The sequence below is a fragment of the Ampullimonas aquatilis genome, from assembly GCF_049675895.1.
GTDB classification, from domain to species: domain Bacteria; phylum Pseudomonadota; class Gammaproteobacteria; order Burkholderiales; family Burkholderiaceae_D; genus Ampullimonas; species Ampullimonas aquatilis.
Window position 1 is genome coordinate 3,413,579 of the sequence record NZ_CP183834.1, and the last position, 17,096, is coordinate 3,430,674.

At 50.8% G+C, this 17,096-nt stretch carries 15 protein-coding genes; 6 read left to right on the forward strand and 9 right to left on the reverse strand.

What is annotated here, in order from left to right; all coding sequences use genetic code 11:
• Nucleotides 1-2 precede the first annotated feature (2 nt).
• Nucleotides 3-698, reverse strand: a complete 696-nt coding sequence (can, locus tag ACMYR3_RS15970; protein ID WP_424193019.1) for a carbonate dehydratase — start codon at nucleotides 696-698, stop codon at nucleotides 3-5.
• 17 nt (nucleotides 699-715) lie between these two features.
• Nucleotides 716-2,524, reverse strand: coding sequence for a bifunctional isocitrate dehydrogenase kinase/phosphatase (aceK, locus tag ACMYR3_RS15975; RefSeq protein ID WP_424193021.1), 1,809 nt, complete (start codon nucleotides 2,522-2,524; stop codon nucleotides 716-718).
• Nucleotides 2,525-2,635: 111 nt separating this feature from the next.
• On the opposite strand from aceK, the gene ACMYR3_RS15980 reads away from it, so the two are divergent.
• Nucleotides 2,636-3,751 (forward strand): MBL fold metallo-hydrolase, encoded by a 1,116-nt coding sequence (locus tag ACMYR3_RS15980; RefSeq protein WP_424193023.1) that lies wholly within the window; start codon nucleotides 2,636-2,638, stop codon nucleotides 3,749-3,751.
• A gap of 248 nt (nucleotides 3,752-3,999) precedes the next feature.
• Here the strand turns inward: ACMYR3_RS15980 and ACMYR3_RS15985 are convergent, their stop codons facing one another.
• The 4 genes from ACMYR3_RS15985 to ACMYR3_RS16000 form a co-directional block, all read right to left on the reverse strand.
• Nucleotides 4,000-4,650 (reverse strand): thiol:disulfide interchange protein DsbA/DsbL, encoded by a 651-nt coding sequence (locus ACMYR3_RS15985; RefSeq protein WP_424193025.1) that lies wholly within the window; start codon nucleotides 4,648-4,650, stop codon nucleotides 4,000-4,002.
• A 160-nt stretch (nucleotides 4,651-4,810) separates the two neighbouring features.
• The gene (locus ACMYR3_RS15990; protein WP_424193027.1) at nucleotides 4,811-5,629 is read right to left on the reverse strand and encodes an SPOR domain-containing protein; all 819 of its coding nucleotides are present in this window, start codon (nucleotides 5,627-5,629) and stop codon (nucleotides 4,811-4,813) included.
• Complete coding sequence (gene argS, locus ACMYR3_RS15995; protein ID WP_424193029.1) at nucleotides 5,629-7,350, reverse strand: arginine--tRNA ligase; 1,722 nt, start codon at nucleotides 7,348-7,350, stop codon at nucleotides 5,629-5,631. The genes ACMYR3_RS15990 and argS overlap by 1 nt, the downstream gene beginning before the upstream one ends.
• 199 nt (nucleotides 7,351-7,549) lie before the next feature.
• A complete protein-coding gene (locus tag ACMYR3_RS16000) occupies nucleotides 7,550-8,353 on the reverse strand; it encodes an exodeoxyribonuclease III (RefSeq protein WP_424193031.1) in 804 nt (267 codons plus the stop codon).
• A gap of 46 nt (nucleotides 8,354-8,399) precedes the next feature.
• Between ACMYR3_RS16000 and pyrE the strand changes: the two genes are divergently transcribed.
• From pyrE to ACMYR3_RS16015, 3 genes are all read left to right on the forward strand, one after another.
• Nucleotides 8,400-9,107 (forward strand): orotate phosphoribosyltransferase, encoded by a 708-nt coding sequence (gene pyrE / locus ACMYR3_RS16005; protein ID WP_424193032.1) that lies wholly within the window; start codon nucleotides 8,400-8,402, stop codon nucleotides 9,105-9,107.
• A gap of 5 nt (nucleotides 9,108-9,112) precedes the next feature.
• Nucleotides 9,113-9,757: a DUF4124 domain-containing protein gene (locus ACMYR3_RS16010; protein ID WP_424193034.1), complete on the forward strand. Its 645-nt coding sequence runs from the start codon at nucleotides 9,113-9,115 to the stop codon at nucleotides 9,755-9,757.
• A 100-nt stretch (nucleotides 9,758-9,857) separates the two neighbouring features.
• Entirely contained in the window at nucleotides 9,858-11,213 is a 1,356-nt protein-coding gene (locus ACMYR3_RS16015; RefSeq protein ID WP_424193036.1) for a UDP-glucose dehydrogenase family protein, read from the forward strand.
• A gap of 281 nt (nucleotides 11,214-11,494) precedes the next feature.
• On the opposite strand, the gene ACMYR3_RS16020 is transcribed toward ACMYR3_RS16015, so the two are convergent.
• The gene (locus ACMYR3_RS16020; protein ID WP_424193038.1) at nucleotides 11,495-12,244 is read right to left on the reverse strand and encodes a hypothetical protein; all 750 of its coding nucleotides are present in this window, start codon (nucleotides 12,242-12,244) and stop codon (nucleotides 11,495-11,497) included.
• Between the two features lie 333 nt (nucleotides 12,245-12,577).
• Between ACMYR3_RS16020 and ACMYR3_RS16025 the strand changes: the two genes are divergently transcribed.
• Nucleotides 12,578-13,639, forward strand: coding sequence for a universal stress protein (locus ACMYR3_RS16025; protein WP_424193040.1), 1,062 nt, complete (start codon nucleotides 12,578-12,580; stop codon nucleotides 13,637-13,639).
• A gap of 239 nt (nucleotides 13,640-13,878) precedes the next feature.
• On the opposite strand, the gene ACMYR3_RS16030 is transcribed toward ACMYR3_RS16025, so the two are convergent.
• On the reverse strand, nucleotides 13,879-14,772 hold the full coding sequence (locus ACMYR3_RS16030; protein ID WP_424193042.1) for a cupin domain-containing protein: 894 nt from the start codon (nucleotides 14,770-14,772) through the stop codon (nucleotides 13,879-13,881).
• A 112-nt stretch (nucleotides 14,773-14,884) separates the two neighbouring features.
• On the opposite strand from ACMYR3_RS16030, the gene ACMYR3_RS16035 reads away from it, so the two are divergent.
• Nucleotides 14,885-15,427 (forward strand): carboxymuconolactone decarboxylase family protein, encoded by a 543-nt coding sequence (locus ACMYR3_RS16035; protein WP_424193043.1) that lies wholly within the window; start codon nucleotides 14,885-14,887, stop codon nucleotides 15,425-15,427.
• 85 nt (nucleotides 15,428-15,512) lie between these two features.
• On the opposite strand, the gene ACMYR3_RS16040 is transcribed toward ACMYR3_RS16035, so the two are convergent.
• Nucleotides 15,513-16,979 carry a PIN-like domain-containing protein gene (locus tag ACMYR3_RS16040; protein ID WP_424193045.1) on the reverse strand — a complete coding sequence of 489 codons (1,467 nt, stop codon included), beginning with the start codon at nucleotides 16,977-16,979 and terminating at the stop codon, nucleotides 15,513-15,515.
• Between the last annotated feature and the right edge of the window lie 117 nt (nucleotides 16,980-17,096).

Sequence of the window (17,096 nt, forward strand, 5' to 3'; positions counted from 1 at the left end):
CGTCAAATCAATGGCTGTTGCGATCGGCTGATTGTCGCGACCGCCTGATCATAATGTTCCGGCATATCTTGCCGACCGCTGATGGTGAGGCCCAGATCGCGCAACAAGCCATCTTTCAGGCCATACACCCAGGCATGTACCGACAGCTCCTGCCCCTTGTCCCAGGCATCCAGCACGATGGTGGTTTCACACACATTCATGACCTGCTCAATGGCATTGAGCTCACACAGACGATCAGCCCGCTCGTCATCATTGAGCACACTGCCAAGATAACGACTGTGTTTGGTTTGCACATCCTGCACATGACGCAGCCAGTTGTCGGCCAGGCCAATCCTTTGCCGTCTTAACGCCGTACGGACACCCGCGCAACCATAATGCCCCACCACCATGATATGTTTGACCTTGAGCATTTCCACCGCAAACTGCAAGACGGACAGACAGTTGAGGTCGGTATGCACCACCACATTGGCGATATTACGATGAACAAACAACTCACCCGGCAACAGGCCGGTGATTTCATTGGCATGCACCCGACTGTCGGAACAACCAATCCAGAGATATTCTGGACTCTGCTGTTCAGCCAGTCGGCTAAAAAATCCTGGGTCTTCCTGCTGGACGTGTTTGACCCAATTGCGGTTGTTTTCAAATAGTTCAGGCAGTCGACGACTGGTCTGCGTTTTGATCTTGGCATACGACATAGGCTGTGGCATTCCTGTTAGACGTTTTCTGAAGTATTGGTACTATAACGGTTCTTGAAGCGCAGTGATTGCGGATAGGGAAACACATCATGGACATAACCGGCCTTGATATTGTCCTTATGGCTTTGCCAGAATTTGGCTTCCAGCAAGTCGGCATGATGTTTCAGAAACGCTTCGCGAACGCGCAGATCACCGAGCAGGAATGTACCAAAGGTTTCTGGAAAGACATCATGTGGTCCGACCGAGTACCAAGGCTCGGAAGACATCTCATCTTCCTCGTTACGCGCTTCGGGCACTTTACGAAAATTGCAGTCAGTAATGTACTCGATCTCGTCATAATCATAAAAAACCACGCGCCCACCGCGGGTTACACCAAAATTTTTCCAAAGCATGTCGCCCGGAAAAATATTGGCCGCCACCAAGTCTTTAATGGCATGACCGTATTCCACCACACCATGTTCCAACTGCTCTTGCGTACCCTGCGTCAGATAAATATTGAGTGGCGTCATACGCCGCTCAATATACAAATGTTTAATGATGATATTTTCGCCATCATCTTCTATCTGTGAAGGGGCCATCAATTTGAGTTCGGTGATCAGTGCCTCGGACAATCGCGATTTTGAGAAAGCCACTTGCGAGTATTCCCAGGTATCCGCCATGCGTCCCACGCGATCATGCTGTTTGACCAGACGATACTTGGACATGATCAACTCACGGCTAGTCTCTTTGGGCGGCGGAAAGTTGTCCTTGATGAGCTTGAATACATAATTGAATGAAGGTAGCGCAAACACCAGCATGACCAGTCCCTTGATACCCGGCGCAATATCAAACTTGTCCGACGAATGACCGAGGTGATACAGCAAATCACGGTAGAACAAGGTCTTACCCTGCTTTTGCAGACCGAGCATGGAGTAGATTTCCGCGCGTGGCTTGCTTGGCATCATGTTACGAATGAACTGTACATAGGCCGATGGAATGGTCATGTCAACCATGAAATAGGCACGCGCAAACGAAAACAGCAATTGCACCTGATCGCGTCGCAACAGCACCGTATCCAGACGCAGCTTATTGGTTTTATAACTCCACATGATCGGGATCACCATCGGATAATCATTGCCGCCGTTGATAATTCGCGCCACAACATAGGCCGCTTTATTGCGATAGAACAGCGACGATAAAACCTGAATCTGAAAGTTGGGCTCAATGCGGGTCAGCCAGACTTCTTCCTTGATGGCGCGCACGACAAATTCAGTGTCACGCGTCAGGTCTTCATACTGGGCATTGAGCTGAAAATTGTGAATGATGCGCTCAATGGCATTGATGAGACTTTCTTCAAGATTGTCCAACGTTGTGCCTTCCACCAGATAGTAAGCGCGAAAGGTAGGGGTGAGTGCTTGCTCCGTGTTTTCCAGATATTCGGTTGAAACCGCCGAGCGCACGAAGATGAAATCATTATTGAAATAATTCCGGTGCAATATCTTGGTAATGACGGTATTGAAAAAAGTTTCGGCCAGCTCAGGCTGCAGATGGTTGGTCAACAAACCGATGTAATGCAGCTTGACCTCTTGCAGCACGTCATCGGTCAATTCTTCGGGCACATATTCGTTGTCGATGATATCGACGGTTTCATGCACACGAATATCGTAATAATCAATCCGTTCACGCGCGGTTTGCTGCAACTCCAACCAGGCTTGCTGCTCAAAACATTGTTTGGCGCGGGCACTGATTTCACTGAATAAGCGGTAGTGGCGGTTAAACCCTTCAAGAATCGTGTGGGCAATATCAAAAGCAATCTGCGAAGACAACAGTTTGGGGAAAGCCTGCATGACGGTCGGATGTAATAAATAAAGACGCTATTATCGTCGTTAATTGCCTCGCACCAGCAAGTCACTGACGTTTAACGCATAATATTTGCTCACGTTCAAAAGGTTGTTTGCATGGAAACCCGTTCTGATAGTTTGCTTTACCCCGCCATTGATAGCCCCGCTCCCGGCAAAAAAGTGGCAGTGGCACCTGGTGTGTTCTGGCTCACCATGCCTTTGCCGTTTGCACTCAATCACATCAATCTCTGGCTGCTGCGCGACCAGTTACCTGACCGTAATGGCTGGACCGATGGTTGGACAATCATTGATTGCGGCATCACCAGTGAGATCACCCAAGCACTCTGGGAACAGATTTTTGACAATGAGCTGGATGGCTTGCCGGTATTGCGTGTCATCGTCACCCATTTTCACCCAGACCACCTCGGCCTGGCCTGGTGGCTCACCCAGGGTGGGCAGAAGCAACGCTGGCAGGTGGATTTATGGATGTCGCAAACCGAATATCTGATGGGGCATCTGCTCAGCAGTGGCGGTGGTCACGTCAGGCAAGGCGGGCATGACGGCTCCAATGGCAATATGACGGCCACCGCCGCACCCAGCTTTTATGCACAACAGGGCATCGTTGATCCCAACGTGCTGGCGCAATTGCGCGAGCGCAAAACCTATTACCCGCGGCTGGTGCCGCAAGTGCCAACGTCGTATGTGCGGATACGCCGTGATCAAAATATCCGAATTGGTGAACGTGATTGGCAGGTCATCGGTGGTGAAGGGCATTGCCCCGAACATTGCGCCCTGCTTTGCACCGATCTGCAAGTCATGATTTCCGGTGATATGGTGTTGCCTAAAATTTCGACCAATGTCAGCGTGCAGGAAATTGAGCCGACCGGCAATCCGCTCAGACAGTTTCTGGATTCATTGCAAAGTTATCTGGCGCTGGATGATGGTTTACTGATCTTGCCTTCGCATGGCAAACCTTTTTATGGACTGCATGCACGCATCGCCCAGTTGCAGCAGCATCATCAGGCACGCCTGCAAGAAGTACTGGATGCCTGCACCACCCAGGCAGGGAGTGCGATGGACATGCTGACCGTGATGTTCAAGCGACCACTGGATCTGCATCAACTCACCTTTGCCCTGGGCGAGTCACTGGCGCATCTCAACTATCTTTGGCAGGAAGGCAAGTTGTCACGTCAACAAAATGAACAGGGCGTTTACCTGTTTGCCGCGCCCTGATGAGCAGGGCGTAAAGATTGGCAGCATCAATATACTCTTGCGGTGTATTTATTTTCAACCAATAAAAACGCACTTGACAAGACAATATTAACGGGTACTCCAGCCAATTTGGTATTGACTGGGCATTTTGGAATATAAAAGACTGGGGCAAAATTCACCTCGGTTAAATCCAGGCAAATATCCGACGGTTTATCAGTCAAGCTGACAAACCGTCGCCACCAACCAAACGAAGCGACCAAGCGAGTCGTTTATTTGGCTTTGCCGTTACCGCGTGCCAGCTTGACCAGGTTATCCGTCACGATCAACAGATTGTCGTTATTGCCCGTCATGGAGGCAGAGGTCGTGAAGCGGCCGTCCACGGCCATCATCGGCACGCCATCTACCGCATAGTTGGCAGTCAGTTGACGGGCGCGCTGTACCTTGCTTTGCACCGAGAAGGAGTTATACGTCTCGATGAATTTTTTCTTGTCGAGGCCATTTTTCTCGGCAAACTCGGCCTGCTGATCCAGATTGATCAGATTGTTCTTGTCCACATGAATGGCATGAAACACCTTGGCATGTAACTCTTCCAGTTTGCCCATGGCTTCCAGCGTGTAATACAGACGCTGATGCGGCACAAAATCATCACGAAACGCCACCGGAATCCGCTTGAATACGACATCGCCGGGCAGCTTTTTAACCCAGGCTTCCAGCGCTGGCTCCAGCGCATTGCAATGCGGACAGCCGTACCAGAAAAACTCGGTCACCTCGACCTTGCCAGTGCTGTCCGTTGCCTGGGGTTTGGATAAGGTGGCGTAGTCAGTACCATTGACTGGTGCTGCCGGTGAAGCCTGTGCCACACCGTGGGCCAGCAGGGAAAAACTCAATGAAGCCAGCAAGGAAAGCAGTATCTTGTTCATATTCGCTCAATAAAGTCATTCAAAAAATTGTCGGGCCACCCAGGCCCGACATTGTTCACTACGACTGTGACAACCAATCGGACGTTCCCGCCCTCACTACAAAATTATCAACAACGTGGATTCCGTCACCTTTTACACCCGATACATCCAGCTTGATGGATCAGGGCTTGGGCATCCGCACCACCGACGCTTCGATTTCATTTTCAGTCAATTTGGCACGCACCCGGTTCATGTCATCCAGGCGACCATATGGACCCACTCGCACCCGATATACCGGTGCACCACCGACATCACGCTCCACAATCTTGCCATCAAAACCCAGCAATGCCAGTCGTCCCTTCTGGGTTTCTGCATCGGTCTTATCCTTAAACGCACCAGCCTGCAGAAAGTAAACGTAGGGATCATTGTCGCGCTGGTAATCGGCGGTGCCTGCCACCGGTGCTGCGGCAGTGGTGGCGCCTGCTGCTGACGCCGCTTTATCAGAGCCAGTTTTATCGGTTGTCACCGCTTTATCCTTGGGTGCAGGTGCTGCAACCGGTGGCGTAGGCTTATCCTTGTCACGTACCTTGGCAATCAGCTCATCCAGGGTTTGTTCTGGTGTCGACTTGTCCTCCACAGGTGCCTTGCCTGCCACGGGCGGCACCGCATTGGGTGCTGGCGCAATACCGGGTGGCAAAGCTGGCACAGCCTGTCCTGGTTTGACAGGATGACTACCATACATGGGCTTATTGGGATCGGGCAGCGGCTCATTACTATTCAAAGGTTTATCCGCCGGACGTGAAGGTGCCTTATTGAGAAACGGCACCGGTGCCTTGGTGATATAGAGCGCCAACAAGGCAGCCATCCCCACCCCCAGAATCAAACCGATGATGATGCCGACAAAAGTGCCACCCCACTGCCGCTGCCAACGCCGGGCAGCGACTGGGCTTGAGTTGAATGCTTGAATCAATGGCTTGCTAAAGAATGGTTTGGTCATCATCACATTTTTTGGGGTGCCGAAACACCGAGTAGTGTAAGCCCATTTGCAATCACCTGACGGGTTGCGGCGAGCAAGGCCAATCGAGCGGTACGCAAGGCAGCATCATCCACCAGTACCCGATCGGTGTTGTAAAAGGAATGGAAATCGCCAGCCAGATCTTTTAAATAAAACGCGACGCTATGTGGTGCCAAGTCCTGGCAGGCACTCACCAATAATTCCGGGAAGGCAGCCAGTCTCTGCATCAAGGCCACGGCACGCTCACTATCGAGCAGGTTTAAATCGGCATTCAGCAAACTCTGTTGCAGTGCGGCTTCATCCAACCCCAACTGCTCCTGAGCATTGCGCAACACTGAGCAAATCCGCGCATGCGCGTACTGCACGTAGTACACCGGATTGTCTTCGGACTGTGACAGCGCCAGGTCCACATCAAACACAAACTCCGTATCGGCCTTGCGGGAAATCAGAAAGAAGCGCACGGCATCGCGGCCTTTGACCTCATCACCACCGCCCGACCATTCAATCAGATCGCGCAACGTCACGTAAGAACCGGCGCGCTTGGAGATTTTCACCTCTTCGCCACCTTTCATCACCGTGACCATCTTGTGCAAGACGTAACTGGGGTAATCCTTGGGAATCGGCCAGCTATTGGCGTGTGCCACACCTTGCAAGCCGGAACGCACCCGCGCAATCGTGCCATGATGATCCGAGCCCTGCACATTGATCACCTTGTTAAAACCACGCTGCCATTTGGTGGTGTGATAGGCCACATCGGGCACAAAATAGGTATAGCTGCCATCCGACTTTTTCATCACACGATCTTTATCATCGCCATCCTCGGTGGTGCGCAACCACAGAGCGCCGCCCTCTTCAAAGGTCTTGCCCGCCTTCACCAAAGTTTGCACCGCAGATTCCACCTTGCCATCGGTATAGAGGCTGGACTCGAGATAGTAGTTATCAAAGGCCACCCCAAAGGCCTTCAGATCCTTGTCCTGTTCGCGACGCAAATACGCCACCGCAAAAGTACGCACCGCCTCCATGTCTTCAATTGCCGCAGCACCCTGCTGGGCAATCAGGTCACGGGCAATATCGCGGATATATTCGCCCTGATAACCGTTTTCCGGAAACTCAATGCCTTGCCCCAATTGCTCGCGACCACGGGCCTGCACCGAGATCGCCAGATTGTGAATCTGCACACCCGCGTCGTTGTAATAAAACTCGCGCACCACTTTCCAGCCCTGGGATTCAAACAGCGCCGATAAAGCATCACCCAACGCACCCTGCCGGCCATGCCCCACATGCAAAGGGCCGGTGGGGTTGGCGGAAACAAATTCCACCATTAACTGATGACCCACGCCCGACTGGCCGTGACCAAAGTTTTGGCCTTGCTGCAAAACTGTGGCGACCACCGCAGCCCGTGCCGCCGCCGTCAACGTCAGGTTGATAAAGCCCGGGCCCGCCACTTCGGCCTTGGCCAGCAAACCTTGCGCGGCAGGTACGGCGAGCACGGTATCAACAATCTGTTGGGCCAGCTCGCGCGGGATTTTTTTGAGTGGTTTGGCCAGTTGCATGGCGACATTACAGGCAACATCACCATGCGCGGCGACTTTGGGACGCTCCAGCGCAATGGTAGGGGTCAGTTGTGGCGCAGCGGCGGCTTGGCAGATGGATTGCACGGTTTGAGCCAGCAGCTCAATCAATTGTTGTTTTTGGCTAGGCAGCATGTAAGACCGGATGACGCCTGCGCGTCATGATAAAGCGTGAATAATCCGCCATTTTACCGGCAGGCCAGCGATTTCGGCGCAATCTGGTCACAATCTTGAAAATGACGGGCTTGGTGCCGACTTCGTTGAGTCATAAGTTCGCCATGAGTACCGTCGTAGCTCCACCATGAATCCGGCTGCCAACCAGGCAGTAAGGTAACTAAGGCAGCAAATTGCAATCGTAATCAATCGTCAGCGGCGCATGATCACTAAACTTTTCGGTTTTGTAGACGCTGGATTGACGGGCCAGCGCCGCAATTTTTGGCGTGGCAATCTGGTAATCAATCCGCCAACCCACGTTTTTTTCATACGCCGCACCACGATTGCTCCACCAGGTATATAAATCGGGGCTGGGGTCGATTGAGCGATGCACATCCACATAACCCAGCTCATCAAACACCTGCGTCAGCCAGGCGCGCTCCTCGGGCAGAAAACCGGAATTCTTCAGATTGCCTTTCCAGTTTTTCAGATCAACTTCCTTATGCGCAATATTCCAGTCGCCACAGACGATAATTTCACTGCCAGTATCGCGGAGTTGCTGCAAATAGGGATAAAACTGCACCATGAAACGAAATTTGGCTGCCTGCCGCTCTTCCGAGCTGGAGCCCGATGGTACATAAACCGAAATCACCGACAATGGGCCTATACTGGTGTGCAGATTGGCCTGCACAATACGGCCTTCAGCATCAAACTCGGGGCTGCCAAAACCAGCCGTTCGATCAATGGCTTTCTTACAATAGAGGCCCGCGCCGCTATAGCCCTTTTTTTCGGCATGATGAAAATGGCCGATCAAGGCCGACTCACCGTTGCCAATCGTTTGAAACTGGGGCGTCATATCGGGTGCCTGCGCCTTGAGTTCCTGTACACACAAGACATCCGCCTGTTGCGCGGAAGCCCACTCAAGAAAGCCTTTTTTAGCGGCAGAACGGATGCCGTTGAGGTTTGCGGTAATAATTCGCAGCATTGTTTGACGTTTTTATGAAAAATTGCAAATTGGGAAAAATGTAACCATGACTCATTCTATTGTGCCTGCCACCGATACCAGCCAAATGAATTCCGACAACCTGCTTTCGCAACAATTCATTGAGTTTGCGCTCAAGGAAGGGGTTTTGTCGTTTGGCGAGTTCATCACCAAGGCTGGCCGCAAATCCCCTTACTTTTTTAACGCTGGCCTGTTTTTCCGTGGCGCCAGCCTGGGGCAACTGGCGCGTTTTTATGCACGCACCCTGCTACAGTCCGGCGTTGATTTTGACATGCTATTTGGTCCAGCGTACAAGGGAATTACCTTGGCCAGTGCTACCGCCGTTGCGCTGGCTGCTGAAGGTCGTGACGTGCCCTACGCCTACAACCGCAAAGAAGCCAAGGACCATGGCGAAGGCGGCACCACGGTAGGTGCCAAACTGCAAGGCCGGGTCGTCATCATTGACGACGTGATTTCTGCGGGTACATCGGTGCGCGAATCCGTCAACCTGATCCGTGCTGCCGGTGCCACACCCTGCGCCGTGTTGATTGCACTGGACCGCATGGAACGCGGCGCCAAGGAAGGCGTCTTGTCCGCCACCTCAGCCGTGCAGGATGTTCAAAATGAATTCGGCCTGCCAGTCATTGCGATTGCCAATCTGGCTGACTTGCTGGCCTACCTGGATGGTCATGCCGCGCCCGAGCTGACACAGCATCGGGCTGCCGTTACCGCATATCGTCAGCAATACGGAATCTGAACCCGATGCGTCGCTCAGTCCCTGCCCCATTCCTGCTCAGCGCACTGCTATGCGCGTGGCTGATGGGACTGGCTGAGCTGGCGTGGGCACAAGCTGAACCTGTTTCCAAAATTTATGCCTGTCGGGATGCCAGTGGCCGTATGATTACCTCGGATCGCCCCATTCCTGAATGCGCAGATCGCACGCAAAAAGAGTTGGGCAAAACTGGCCAGGTAATCAAGGAAGTTCTGCCGCCGATGTCGATCAAGGAAGAATTGCGCTACGAAGAAGAGCAGGAAGCCAAGCGCCGTGAAGTCCGCCGTCTGCAGGACATTGCCCGCCGTGACCGCGCCTTGCAGGTTTACAAGAGCGAAACCGATCTGCAGGAAACCCGTCAACGTGCCCTGGCTTTTCCGGAGGAACAGATCAAGGGTTCAGAAAAACGCATTTTGCTGGCGGAAAAGGAAATCAAGGAAATTGATGACATTGTTGCCAGCAAAGGCCCAGCGGGTGCGTCTCCCACTTTGCGGCGGCGCCACTACGAACTGGATGCCGTTTTGGAAACCGAAAAAATCTATATTGCCGATCGCCACGATGAAATCAAACGCATCAACGCGCGTTTTGATGACGAATTAATCCGTTATCGCAAACTAATGGCGCAAAGCAAATGAGTGTTACATCCAAGATCATCATTGTGTCGCAGTGCCGTGATACATTGCGACCCAATCGAAACTTTCACTACCGAATTTTTAACTTCCTCTCTTTAACTCTATGAATATCGTCGTTGTAGGTACCGGATATGTTGGCCTGGTGACAGGCACCTGTTTTGCCGAAGTGGGCAACCATGTGATCTGCGTGGATACCAATCCACACAAAATCGAGGCATTGAAACAAGGTCGTATTCCGATTTACGAACCTGGCCTGGAGCCGATGGTGCTGCAAAACTATGCACAAAAGCGCCTGGCGTTTTCGACCAGCCTGCCCGAAGTGCTGAATCGTGCTGAAATCTGCTTCATTGCGGTGGGTACGCCACCGGAAGAAGACGGCTCAGCCGATTTGTCGCATGTGGTGGCGGTGGCACGCCAGATTGGCCAGCATCTAAGCCGGCCGATGATCGTGATCGACAAATCCACGGTGCCGGTGGGTACTGGCGAGATGGTACGTGACACGATTCAGCAAGAGCTCGACAAGCGCGGCGAAAAGATTGCCTTTCAGGTGATTTCCAACCCCGAGTTTTTGAAGGAAGGCGCCGCCATTTCCGATTTCATGCGGCCTGACCGCGTGGTGATTGGCTGCGACCGCACGCCCGAAGGCAAAGCCGCCGGTGAACGCGTGGCCGAGCTGTATCAACCGATTACCCGCAATCACGAACGCACCTTGATCATGGGCATTCGTGAAGCCGAAATGACCAAGTACGTGGCCAACTGTATGCTGGCCACCAAGATTTCCTTCATCAATGAAATGGCCGCCTTGTGTGATTCCATGAAAGTGGATGTGGAAGACGTGCGCAAAGGGATTGGTTCGGACTCACGGATTGGCTTCTCGTTCATTTATCCTGGCTGCGGCTACGGTGGCTCCTGCTTCCCGAAAGACGTCAAAGCGCTGATCAATATGGCTGAAAAAGCCGGGGTTGAGCCAATCATGCTCAATGCAGTGGAAGAACGCAACGCGTATCAAAAAGAAGTACTGTTTGAAAAAATTGCCGCCTACTTTGCGGCAACCGGTCTGGCTGGCAAAACCTTTGCTATTTGGGGTTTGGCATTTAAACCGGGCACGGACGATGTGCGCGAAGCATCATCATTGGTCTTGATTGAAAAATTGATTAAGGCCGGTGCGTCCATTGTGGCCTATGATCCGGTTGCACTGGAAACCGCACAAGAAGCCTTGTCGGCTGAAGTTAAAGCCAGTGGCCGGATTCGATTTGTGAATGACCAGGATGAAGCACTCAAGGGGGCCGATGCGCTGGCGATTGTGACGGAATGGAAGAGCTTCCGCTCACCTGACTTTGATCTGATCAAACAGTCGCTCAAAAGCCCAGTGATTTTTGATGGCCGCAATCTCTACTCACCCGAACGCGTGCGTTTGTATGAGCTGGATTACATTGGAATTGGTCGCCGCAACGTGTAAACGCATGGGCAAACGAGTTTGCCAACGCCAAAACATGTTCAGCATCAGCGATGTAGTACCTCAAAGGGCGGTTATGACCGCCCTTTTTTACGCCTGCCATTGTTTAACCAGATGCCTGACTTAGACATATTTAAAGGAGTATATCCAATAATAAGCCCCTTAAGTGCTTATTAATTAGCCTGTTTTAAATACAGATTGGGAGTATATATTTACACCAAATCGTTACGCCAAACCGCTCACTGCCGCCCGAGTACAGCAGAATTTATTCTGCTGGTCAGCCATCAAAACCGCAAACCCAGAGACACCCGCGTTTGCGTATCGTCTGAAAAATTGACCTTCCAGTCACGCGCCAGCCGCACAAAGATATCCCGATCGTCATAAGTCAGCGACAGCGCCTTGCCCGATACCGAGGTCTCGTCTTCGGCAGGTCGCCCATGTTTGGTTGACGCATCCAGCGTCCAGCGTTGATCATCGGCGGCATTAAAGCGCCAGACCAGGTGGTTGACCACCTGATCAGTATGCAGGCGATTATCCTTCACGGTAAACAGCATCAAGTTGGAGTGTGGCAATAAATGCGTGCCCAGACCATAAACCACGGAGTCATTGGGATCAAAGTTAAGGTTGTAGTAGTCGTGCGCATTGGTGCGGCCATAACCCAGCAAGGCATACACCTCGTCACCTGCCTGCGCATTGAGGCTGCCACCCACAAAGCCCCGTGTGGCCAATTGCAGTGACGGCACAATCTGCACATGCGGTAGTTGCAGCGTGTATTCATAACCGGTACGGGCTTGCTGAAACTCACTGCCACGCCGGTAATAACCCAGCCAAAGGGCGTGCTCGCCCAGATTGGCACGCAGATTCAAATCACTCGCCGTGGTTTCATGTGTGGTGCGATAGAGTGAAGGCGTAAACTTGAAGGCCCAGGCTTCTGCCGACATCACCTCGCCACCACCCGGACGGCTCGGATCGGCAGCGACAATTGAGCACGTCATCATCAGTCCGGCACCGAGCCAGTTAATCCAATTATTCATCTTCCATCCATTCAAACAGCCACAACGCTAATATCCCCATTATCTTTCAACCGGACGACACCAGCTCAAAGTACGTCAGATGGCAGCATCGCAAAGAGCCGTCATCATGATAGTTCGACCGAATCAGCCTGATCAGCATTTACTTGATCTACATCAGAGATTGAAACAACGCAGCTTTTGCCAGTGCCACATTTTGTGTTGCATCAAATGGCCTGCAGCCACAAAAAGCTATTGTGAAGTTGGCGTTTTATCGCTTGCTCCAATGAAGGCAGCGCCATTGCCCAATACCGAGCAAGATTGATCCTCGCCTTGCACAACTCTTTGGAGAGCCGCATGTATCGCCACCTTCTCGTTCCCGTTAATGGTACCGACTTATCGACTCACAACGCCAGTCGCGCCATCACCTTGGCCAAACAACTCGGTGCCAGGATCACGTTTTTTCATGCGCGCCCCGATGCTGCTACCGGCATGAGCATGTTGCCATTTGGTTTGTCACCCGCGAGCATGCTGCGTGACATCACCGCCGACAGCAACGCCATTCTGTCCAAGGCGCTGACTGCCGCACGGCATGCAGGCCTGGCGTGCGAACCACTCTCCAAACCCAGCGAACATCCCGCCCAGGCGATTGTGGATGCGGCCAAAGAATGCGGTTGTGATCTGATCTTCATGTCGACGCGTGGTCAGCATGGCCTGCGTGGCTTGCTGGAAAGCTCACAGACCGAAAAGGTCTTGCGTCGCAGTGGCATTTCGGTGCTGGTGTCATCGGTAGAATCACAAGACCCTGCGGCAGCGGCCAACAAGGCGATTGCCATTATTCAGGATGAACATCGCTCTTATGCGGTGGTGTTGCGTGGCATGCAAAAATTGCTCGCCGAAGCAGTAGCCAACCCCGCTGCGCTGGACTTGGTGCTGCTGCGGGGCATGTTGAATTACATTGAAGAATTTCCGGAAAAGCTGCATCACCCCAAAGAAGAACTCCATCTATTCTGGACGCTCTGCGAGCGCACCATGAACTACGATGGCGTGATTACCGAACTCAAACGTCAGCACGCGCAAGAGCATCATCATGTCGAACAGTTGCGTAATCTGTTGATACGCCTTGAGCAAAACGAGCCGAATGCACTGGCGGAACTCGCCGCATCGTTTGACACCTTGGTGAAAAATGTCTGGACGCATATGAATCTGGAAGAGTCCACCCTCTTACCCGCAGCACGTCAGTATCTGGCCGCCGACGATTGGCAGGAAATTGCCACCGCCTTTGAAAACCACCGTGATCCGTTACGTGGTCGCGAGGCTGAAACCGACATGCGCAAACTCTTTTCACGGATTGCCGAAGCGCTTGATCCACAACAGCTAGCGTCTGCCTCCACGCCTTTGAGCGACCTACCTGCCTGACGGCAGCATCTGTCGTAGCTTGACGTGCCAACCTGGCTGCCCTTGCGAAACAAGCGGTGTGACCCAGCAGGTTGGTTAGCCGGTCGCCATGCCGGCTTTTTTATGGCCAATAAAATTGAATCATTCAATATTCAATCACGACGACAAAAATTTTTATTAAATTTAAGTTATTTAATTTTCAAAAATGACGCATGCAACCAGAAAATTATCCAGAAAAACCAAATCCCAGCAACGACCATCTAGCTTTCAACCAGCCGTGCTGGCTCGGCCACCGCATCCATCGCAATCGACTCGCTCCCACTCAGCCATTGAGTCGGTGACTTGCCAAGCCGACGCGTAAACACACGTGTCAAGGCAATCGGGCTGGAATAGCCAACCTGTGGCGCGACCATCTTCAAGGGCTTGCCGCGCTTTAACAGGGTTTGCGCCAGACTGATACGCCAGTCGGTCAGGTAATCCAGCGGCGTCATGCCCGTCACTACCTTGAAATGGGCCGCATAACTGGCACGCGACATACCTGCCAACTGCGCCAGGCTTTCCAGTGTCCAGGGTTCGTGCGCCTGTTCATGCATGGCCTGCAACGATTTGGCAATACGTGGATCAGCCAAAGCGGCCAGCACGCCGCCATTGATCAGCCGACTGTCAATCGCATACCGCAATAGCAATACCAAAAAATATTCGGCCAGACGGTTAATGGCCGCCTGCCGCCCGGCCTGCTCGTTAAAGGCTTCTTCAAACAGCATGGCGAGTGTGGTATCAATCCCCTTCATGCTCGACAGGGGCACCAGCAAAATATCGGGCAAGCCTTGCAAGAGTGGGTTACCCATACCGCCGCCAAAATCAATCAGCGCGCAAACCAGCTCGGCACCTTGCGGATCATCCACCCGAAAACCGTGAAAATAAGGGCGCGGATAAAAGAGCAGGGAAGGCTCATCAATCATCATGGTCTGCAACTCATCCGATGCACCCAATGGCAGCGTTTCGTTGAGCACGCGCAGACTGCCCTTGCGCAAGACATGCAAATAACCCAGGCCAGGCTGACGATCAAAATTGACTGAGGCACACAGCGAACCCGAATGAAAGACGCGGGCACTCAAACTGAAACGGGCAAATAAAGGGGATAACGGATCCATGATCGACGATTGGTTTGTTGATTGAGACGAATGGTGATCAATAGTATCAAGCTTTGGCGCAAAGTGAGGTCTGTGCAATCCAGCACGCTGACCACTCACTCAGGAGATCCTCATGACCCGCATTCAAGCCCTTGACCATGCCAACACCCCTGCTGCCGCCCAACCTACTCTGGACGCTGTGCAAAAGAAACTCGGCATCGTGCCAAATCTGTTTAAGACCTTTGCGCATTCACCAGCCGTACTCAATTTTTATCTGGCCCAAACCGAAACTCTGGCCGGTGGCGTATTGTCTGCCAGTCTGCGCGAGCAATTGGCGGTTGCCATTGCCGCCGCCAATACGTGCGACTACTGCGCCTCTGCCCACACCCTGCTGGGCCAGGGCGCTGGCGTCAGTGTGGCCGAATTGACCAACAACTTGCATGGCCGCTCCGACAACAGCAAAACCCAGGCTGCCATCACTTTTGCCCAAGCCATCGTTCAAAATCGTGGTCGTGTCAGCGATGAACAACTGCAGGCTGTACGCAGTGCCGGTTACAGCGAAGCCGAAATTGTAGAGATCATCGCCCATGTTGGCGTTAATACCTTCACCAATTACTTCAACCATATTGCTGCAACCGTGGTCGACTTCCCACTGGTGAGTACCAATCTGGCATAACCCCACCGTTCTCCTCCTCAAGGTCCGATCACGCTTTCCCGCCTGATCGATTCACCGAACCAGCTAGCTGCGGTTCGGTGTTTTTTTATTCGCGCTTTCCAAGCCAAGCTAATCTTTCCAACTGATTAGTTGATAAAAAATCATATAAGGTAAAAGAATTAAACTCATTAATCGACCCGAAAATTATTGAAGAACAGCGATTTTCAATCATGATAGATCGGAAATAATTTCTAAAACTTTCTAATTTACGAATCGCAACTGGCTCAGCTTGACTAGTAATTGCAACAATCAAAGAAAAGCTTTTAATAGACCCATTCATCAACTCTTGAAAAGCTTTACTTAAAGTAAATTCTATATGTGAATCATGTTCAATAGCTTCGAAAATATCCGAAACAAATATCACATGGTATCCCGCAGATACTTGTTCATCCACACTTATAAAATGAGGAAATCCGATTTCATTTAGTTTTACTGGACAAATGTTTTCTTGAATCCACCTCATCACCCTAAGTTCAAGATGATTACCTATATTTGAGATGGAATCAGTTTTTATAGTTAACATTCTTTCCAAATTAGATTTATGAACGAAATCAATATAGTCACCTATCAAATCACGCTCATAATCAATAGATTTGGATAGCTGTTGAATATCCTCAACAGATTCCGTTGAGACTGTATTTTCAAAATTTTTATTTGCATGTTCAATAAAGTTCGGCCATGAGTACATCCAGAATAATTCCACTCCCGATTCTCGCTTTATTTCACTCATTAGCTCTGAATGTGGTCCAATTGTCTTACCCTTTTCTCTCCACCACCAATCCTCCTTAACATCTTGAGTAACTAGTATTACAGCTTTAATTTTTTGTTTCCGAGCATGCTCAATCAGTTGATTCCATAGTATTAAATCTCCAAATTTTTTTTGATAAACAATATGATCAAAAACAAAGGTTGCATCATTTAAATTTTTCTCTTTAGAAGCATCCTCATAACCTGGAGGTATTCTCTGCTTGTACCTTTCTTCGCCCCTTTTAAAAAGTTCATCTAGTTCCGATTGATCTTTCGGCGCCCCCCCAACTCTTCCATCAAATAAATTATCAATCTCGTTCCTAATTGGATCTACAGATGAGATATCAAGTAACGACTCATGTATTTTCTCAATTGCATTAACTAAAGCTTGATTGACTTTTTCATAATCATCTAATAAGGGTTGGGTCAATAAATCAAGCCCCCTCTTATCCATCTCAAGGTCTTCAATTCTTTTTTTAATACTATTTACTGATTGTTTTGTGTCATTTAAAACCTTCTCTGTAGATAACCGCTCACCCTCAATTACCGTCAATCTATTGCGCTGAAACTCTAGCGCTACCTGGTGTGGAATCCAAAGCTTTTCTTTCATTTTGTTCAGAAGACTCAGGGACTCTTCACGGGCTTTTTTTGGTAATCGGTACAAACTGAGCAAGATATTTGTATCAATAACAATAAGCCCATCTTTCCACAATCGGGCGAATTCATCTTCATTCGGTGAGTAATAACCAGTAAATGATTTCTTCATAATTGAAGTTCTTAAATCTTTTAATTAAAAAATTGCACCAAGAAACAATATCTTTACTAACATTTCAAATGTTACGTGAATGTTTATAGTTAGGAGCACTTATTAAAATTTTTTTTA

What these genes read in the sequence shown, in the direction of transcription:
- can (WP_424193019.1), bottom strand. Translation starts at nt 698, where the DNA reads ATGTCGTATGCCAAGATCAAAACGCAGACCAGTCGTCGACTGCCTGAA.
- aceK (WP_424193021.1), bottom strand. Translation starts at nt 2,524, where the DNA reads ATGCAGGCTTTCCCCAAACTGTTGTCTTCGCAGATTGCTTTTGATATT.
- ACMYR3_RS15980 (WP_424193023.1), top strand. Translation starts at nt 2,636, where the DNA reads ATGGAAACCCGTTCTGATAGTTTGCTTTACCCCGCCATTGATAGCCCC.
- ACMYR3_RS15985 (WP_424193025.1), bottom strand. Translation starts at nt 4,650, where the DNA reads ATGAACAAGATACTGCTTTCCTTGCTGGCTTCATTGAGTTTTTCCCTG.
- ACMYR3_RS15990 (WP_424193027.1), bottom strand. Translation starts at nt 5,629, where the DNA reads ATGATGACCAAACCATTCTTTAGCAAGCCATTGATTCAAGCATTCAAC.
- argS (WP_424193029.1), bottom strand. Translation starts at nt 7,350, where the DNA reads ATGCTGCCTAGCCAAAAACAACAATTGATTGAGCTGCTGGCTCAAACC.
- ACMYR3_RS16000 (WP_424193031.1), bottom strand. Translation starts at nt 8,353, where the DNA reads ATGCTGCGAATTATTACCGCAAACCTCAACGGCATCCGTTCTGCCGCT.
- pyrE (WP_424193032.1), top strand. Translation starts at nt 8,400, where the DNA reads ATGACTCATTCTATTGTGCCTGCCACCGATACCAGCCAAATGAATTCC.
- ACMYR3_RS16010 (WP_424193034.1), top strand. Translation starts at nt 9,113, where the DNA reads ATGCGTCGCTCAGTCCCTGCCCCATTCCTGCTCAGCGCACTGCTATGC.
- ACMYR3_RS16015 (WP_424193036.1), top strand. Translation starts at nt 9,858, where the DNA reads ATGAATATCGTCGTTGTAGGTACCGGATATGTTGGCCTGGTGACAGGC.
- ACMYR3_RS16020 (WP_424193038.1), bottom strand. Translation starts at nt 12,244, where the DNA reads ATGAATAATTGGATTAACTGGCTCGGTGCCGGACTGATGATGACGTGC.
- ACMYR3_RS16025 (WP_424193040.1), top strand. Translation starts at nt 12,578, where the DNA reads ATGTATCGCCACCTTCTCGTTCCCGTTAATGGTACCGACTTATCGACT.
- ACMYR3_RS16030 (WP_424193042.1), bottom strand. Translation starts at nt 14,772, where the DNA reads ATGGATCCGTTATCCCCTTTATTTGCCCGTTTCAGTTTGAGTGCCCGC.
- ACMYR3_RS16035 (WP_424193043.1), top strand. Translation starts at nt 14,885, where the DNA reads ATGACCCGCATTCAAGCCCTTGACCATGCCAACACCCCTGCTGCCGCC.
- ACMYR3_RS16040 (WP_424193045.1), bottom strand. Translation starts at nt 16,979, where the DNA reads ATGAAGAAATCATTTACTGGTTATTACTCACCGAATGAAGATGAATTC.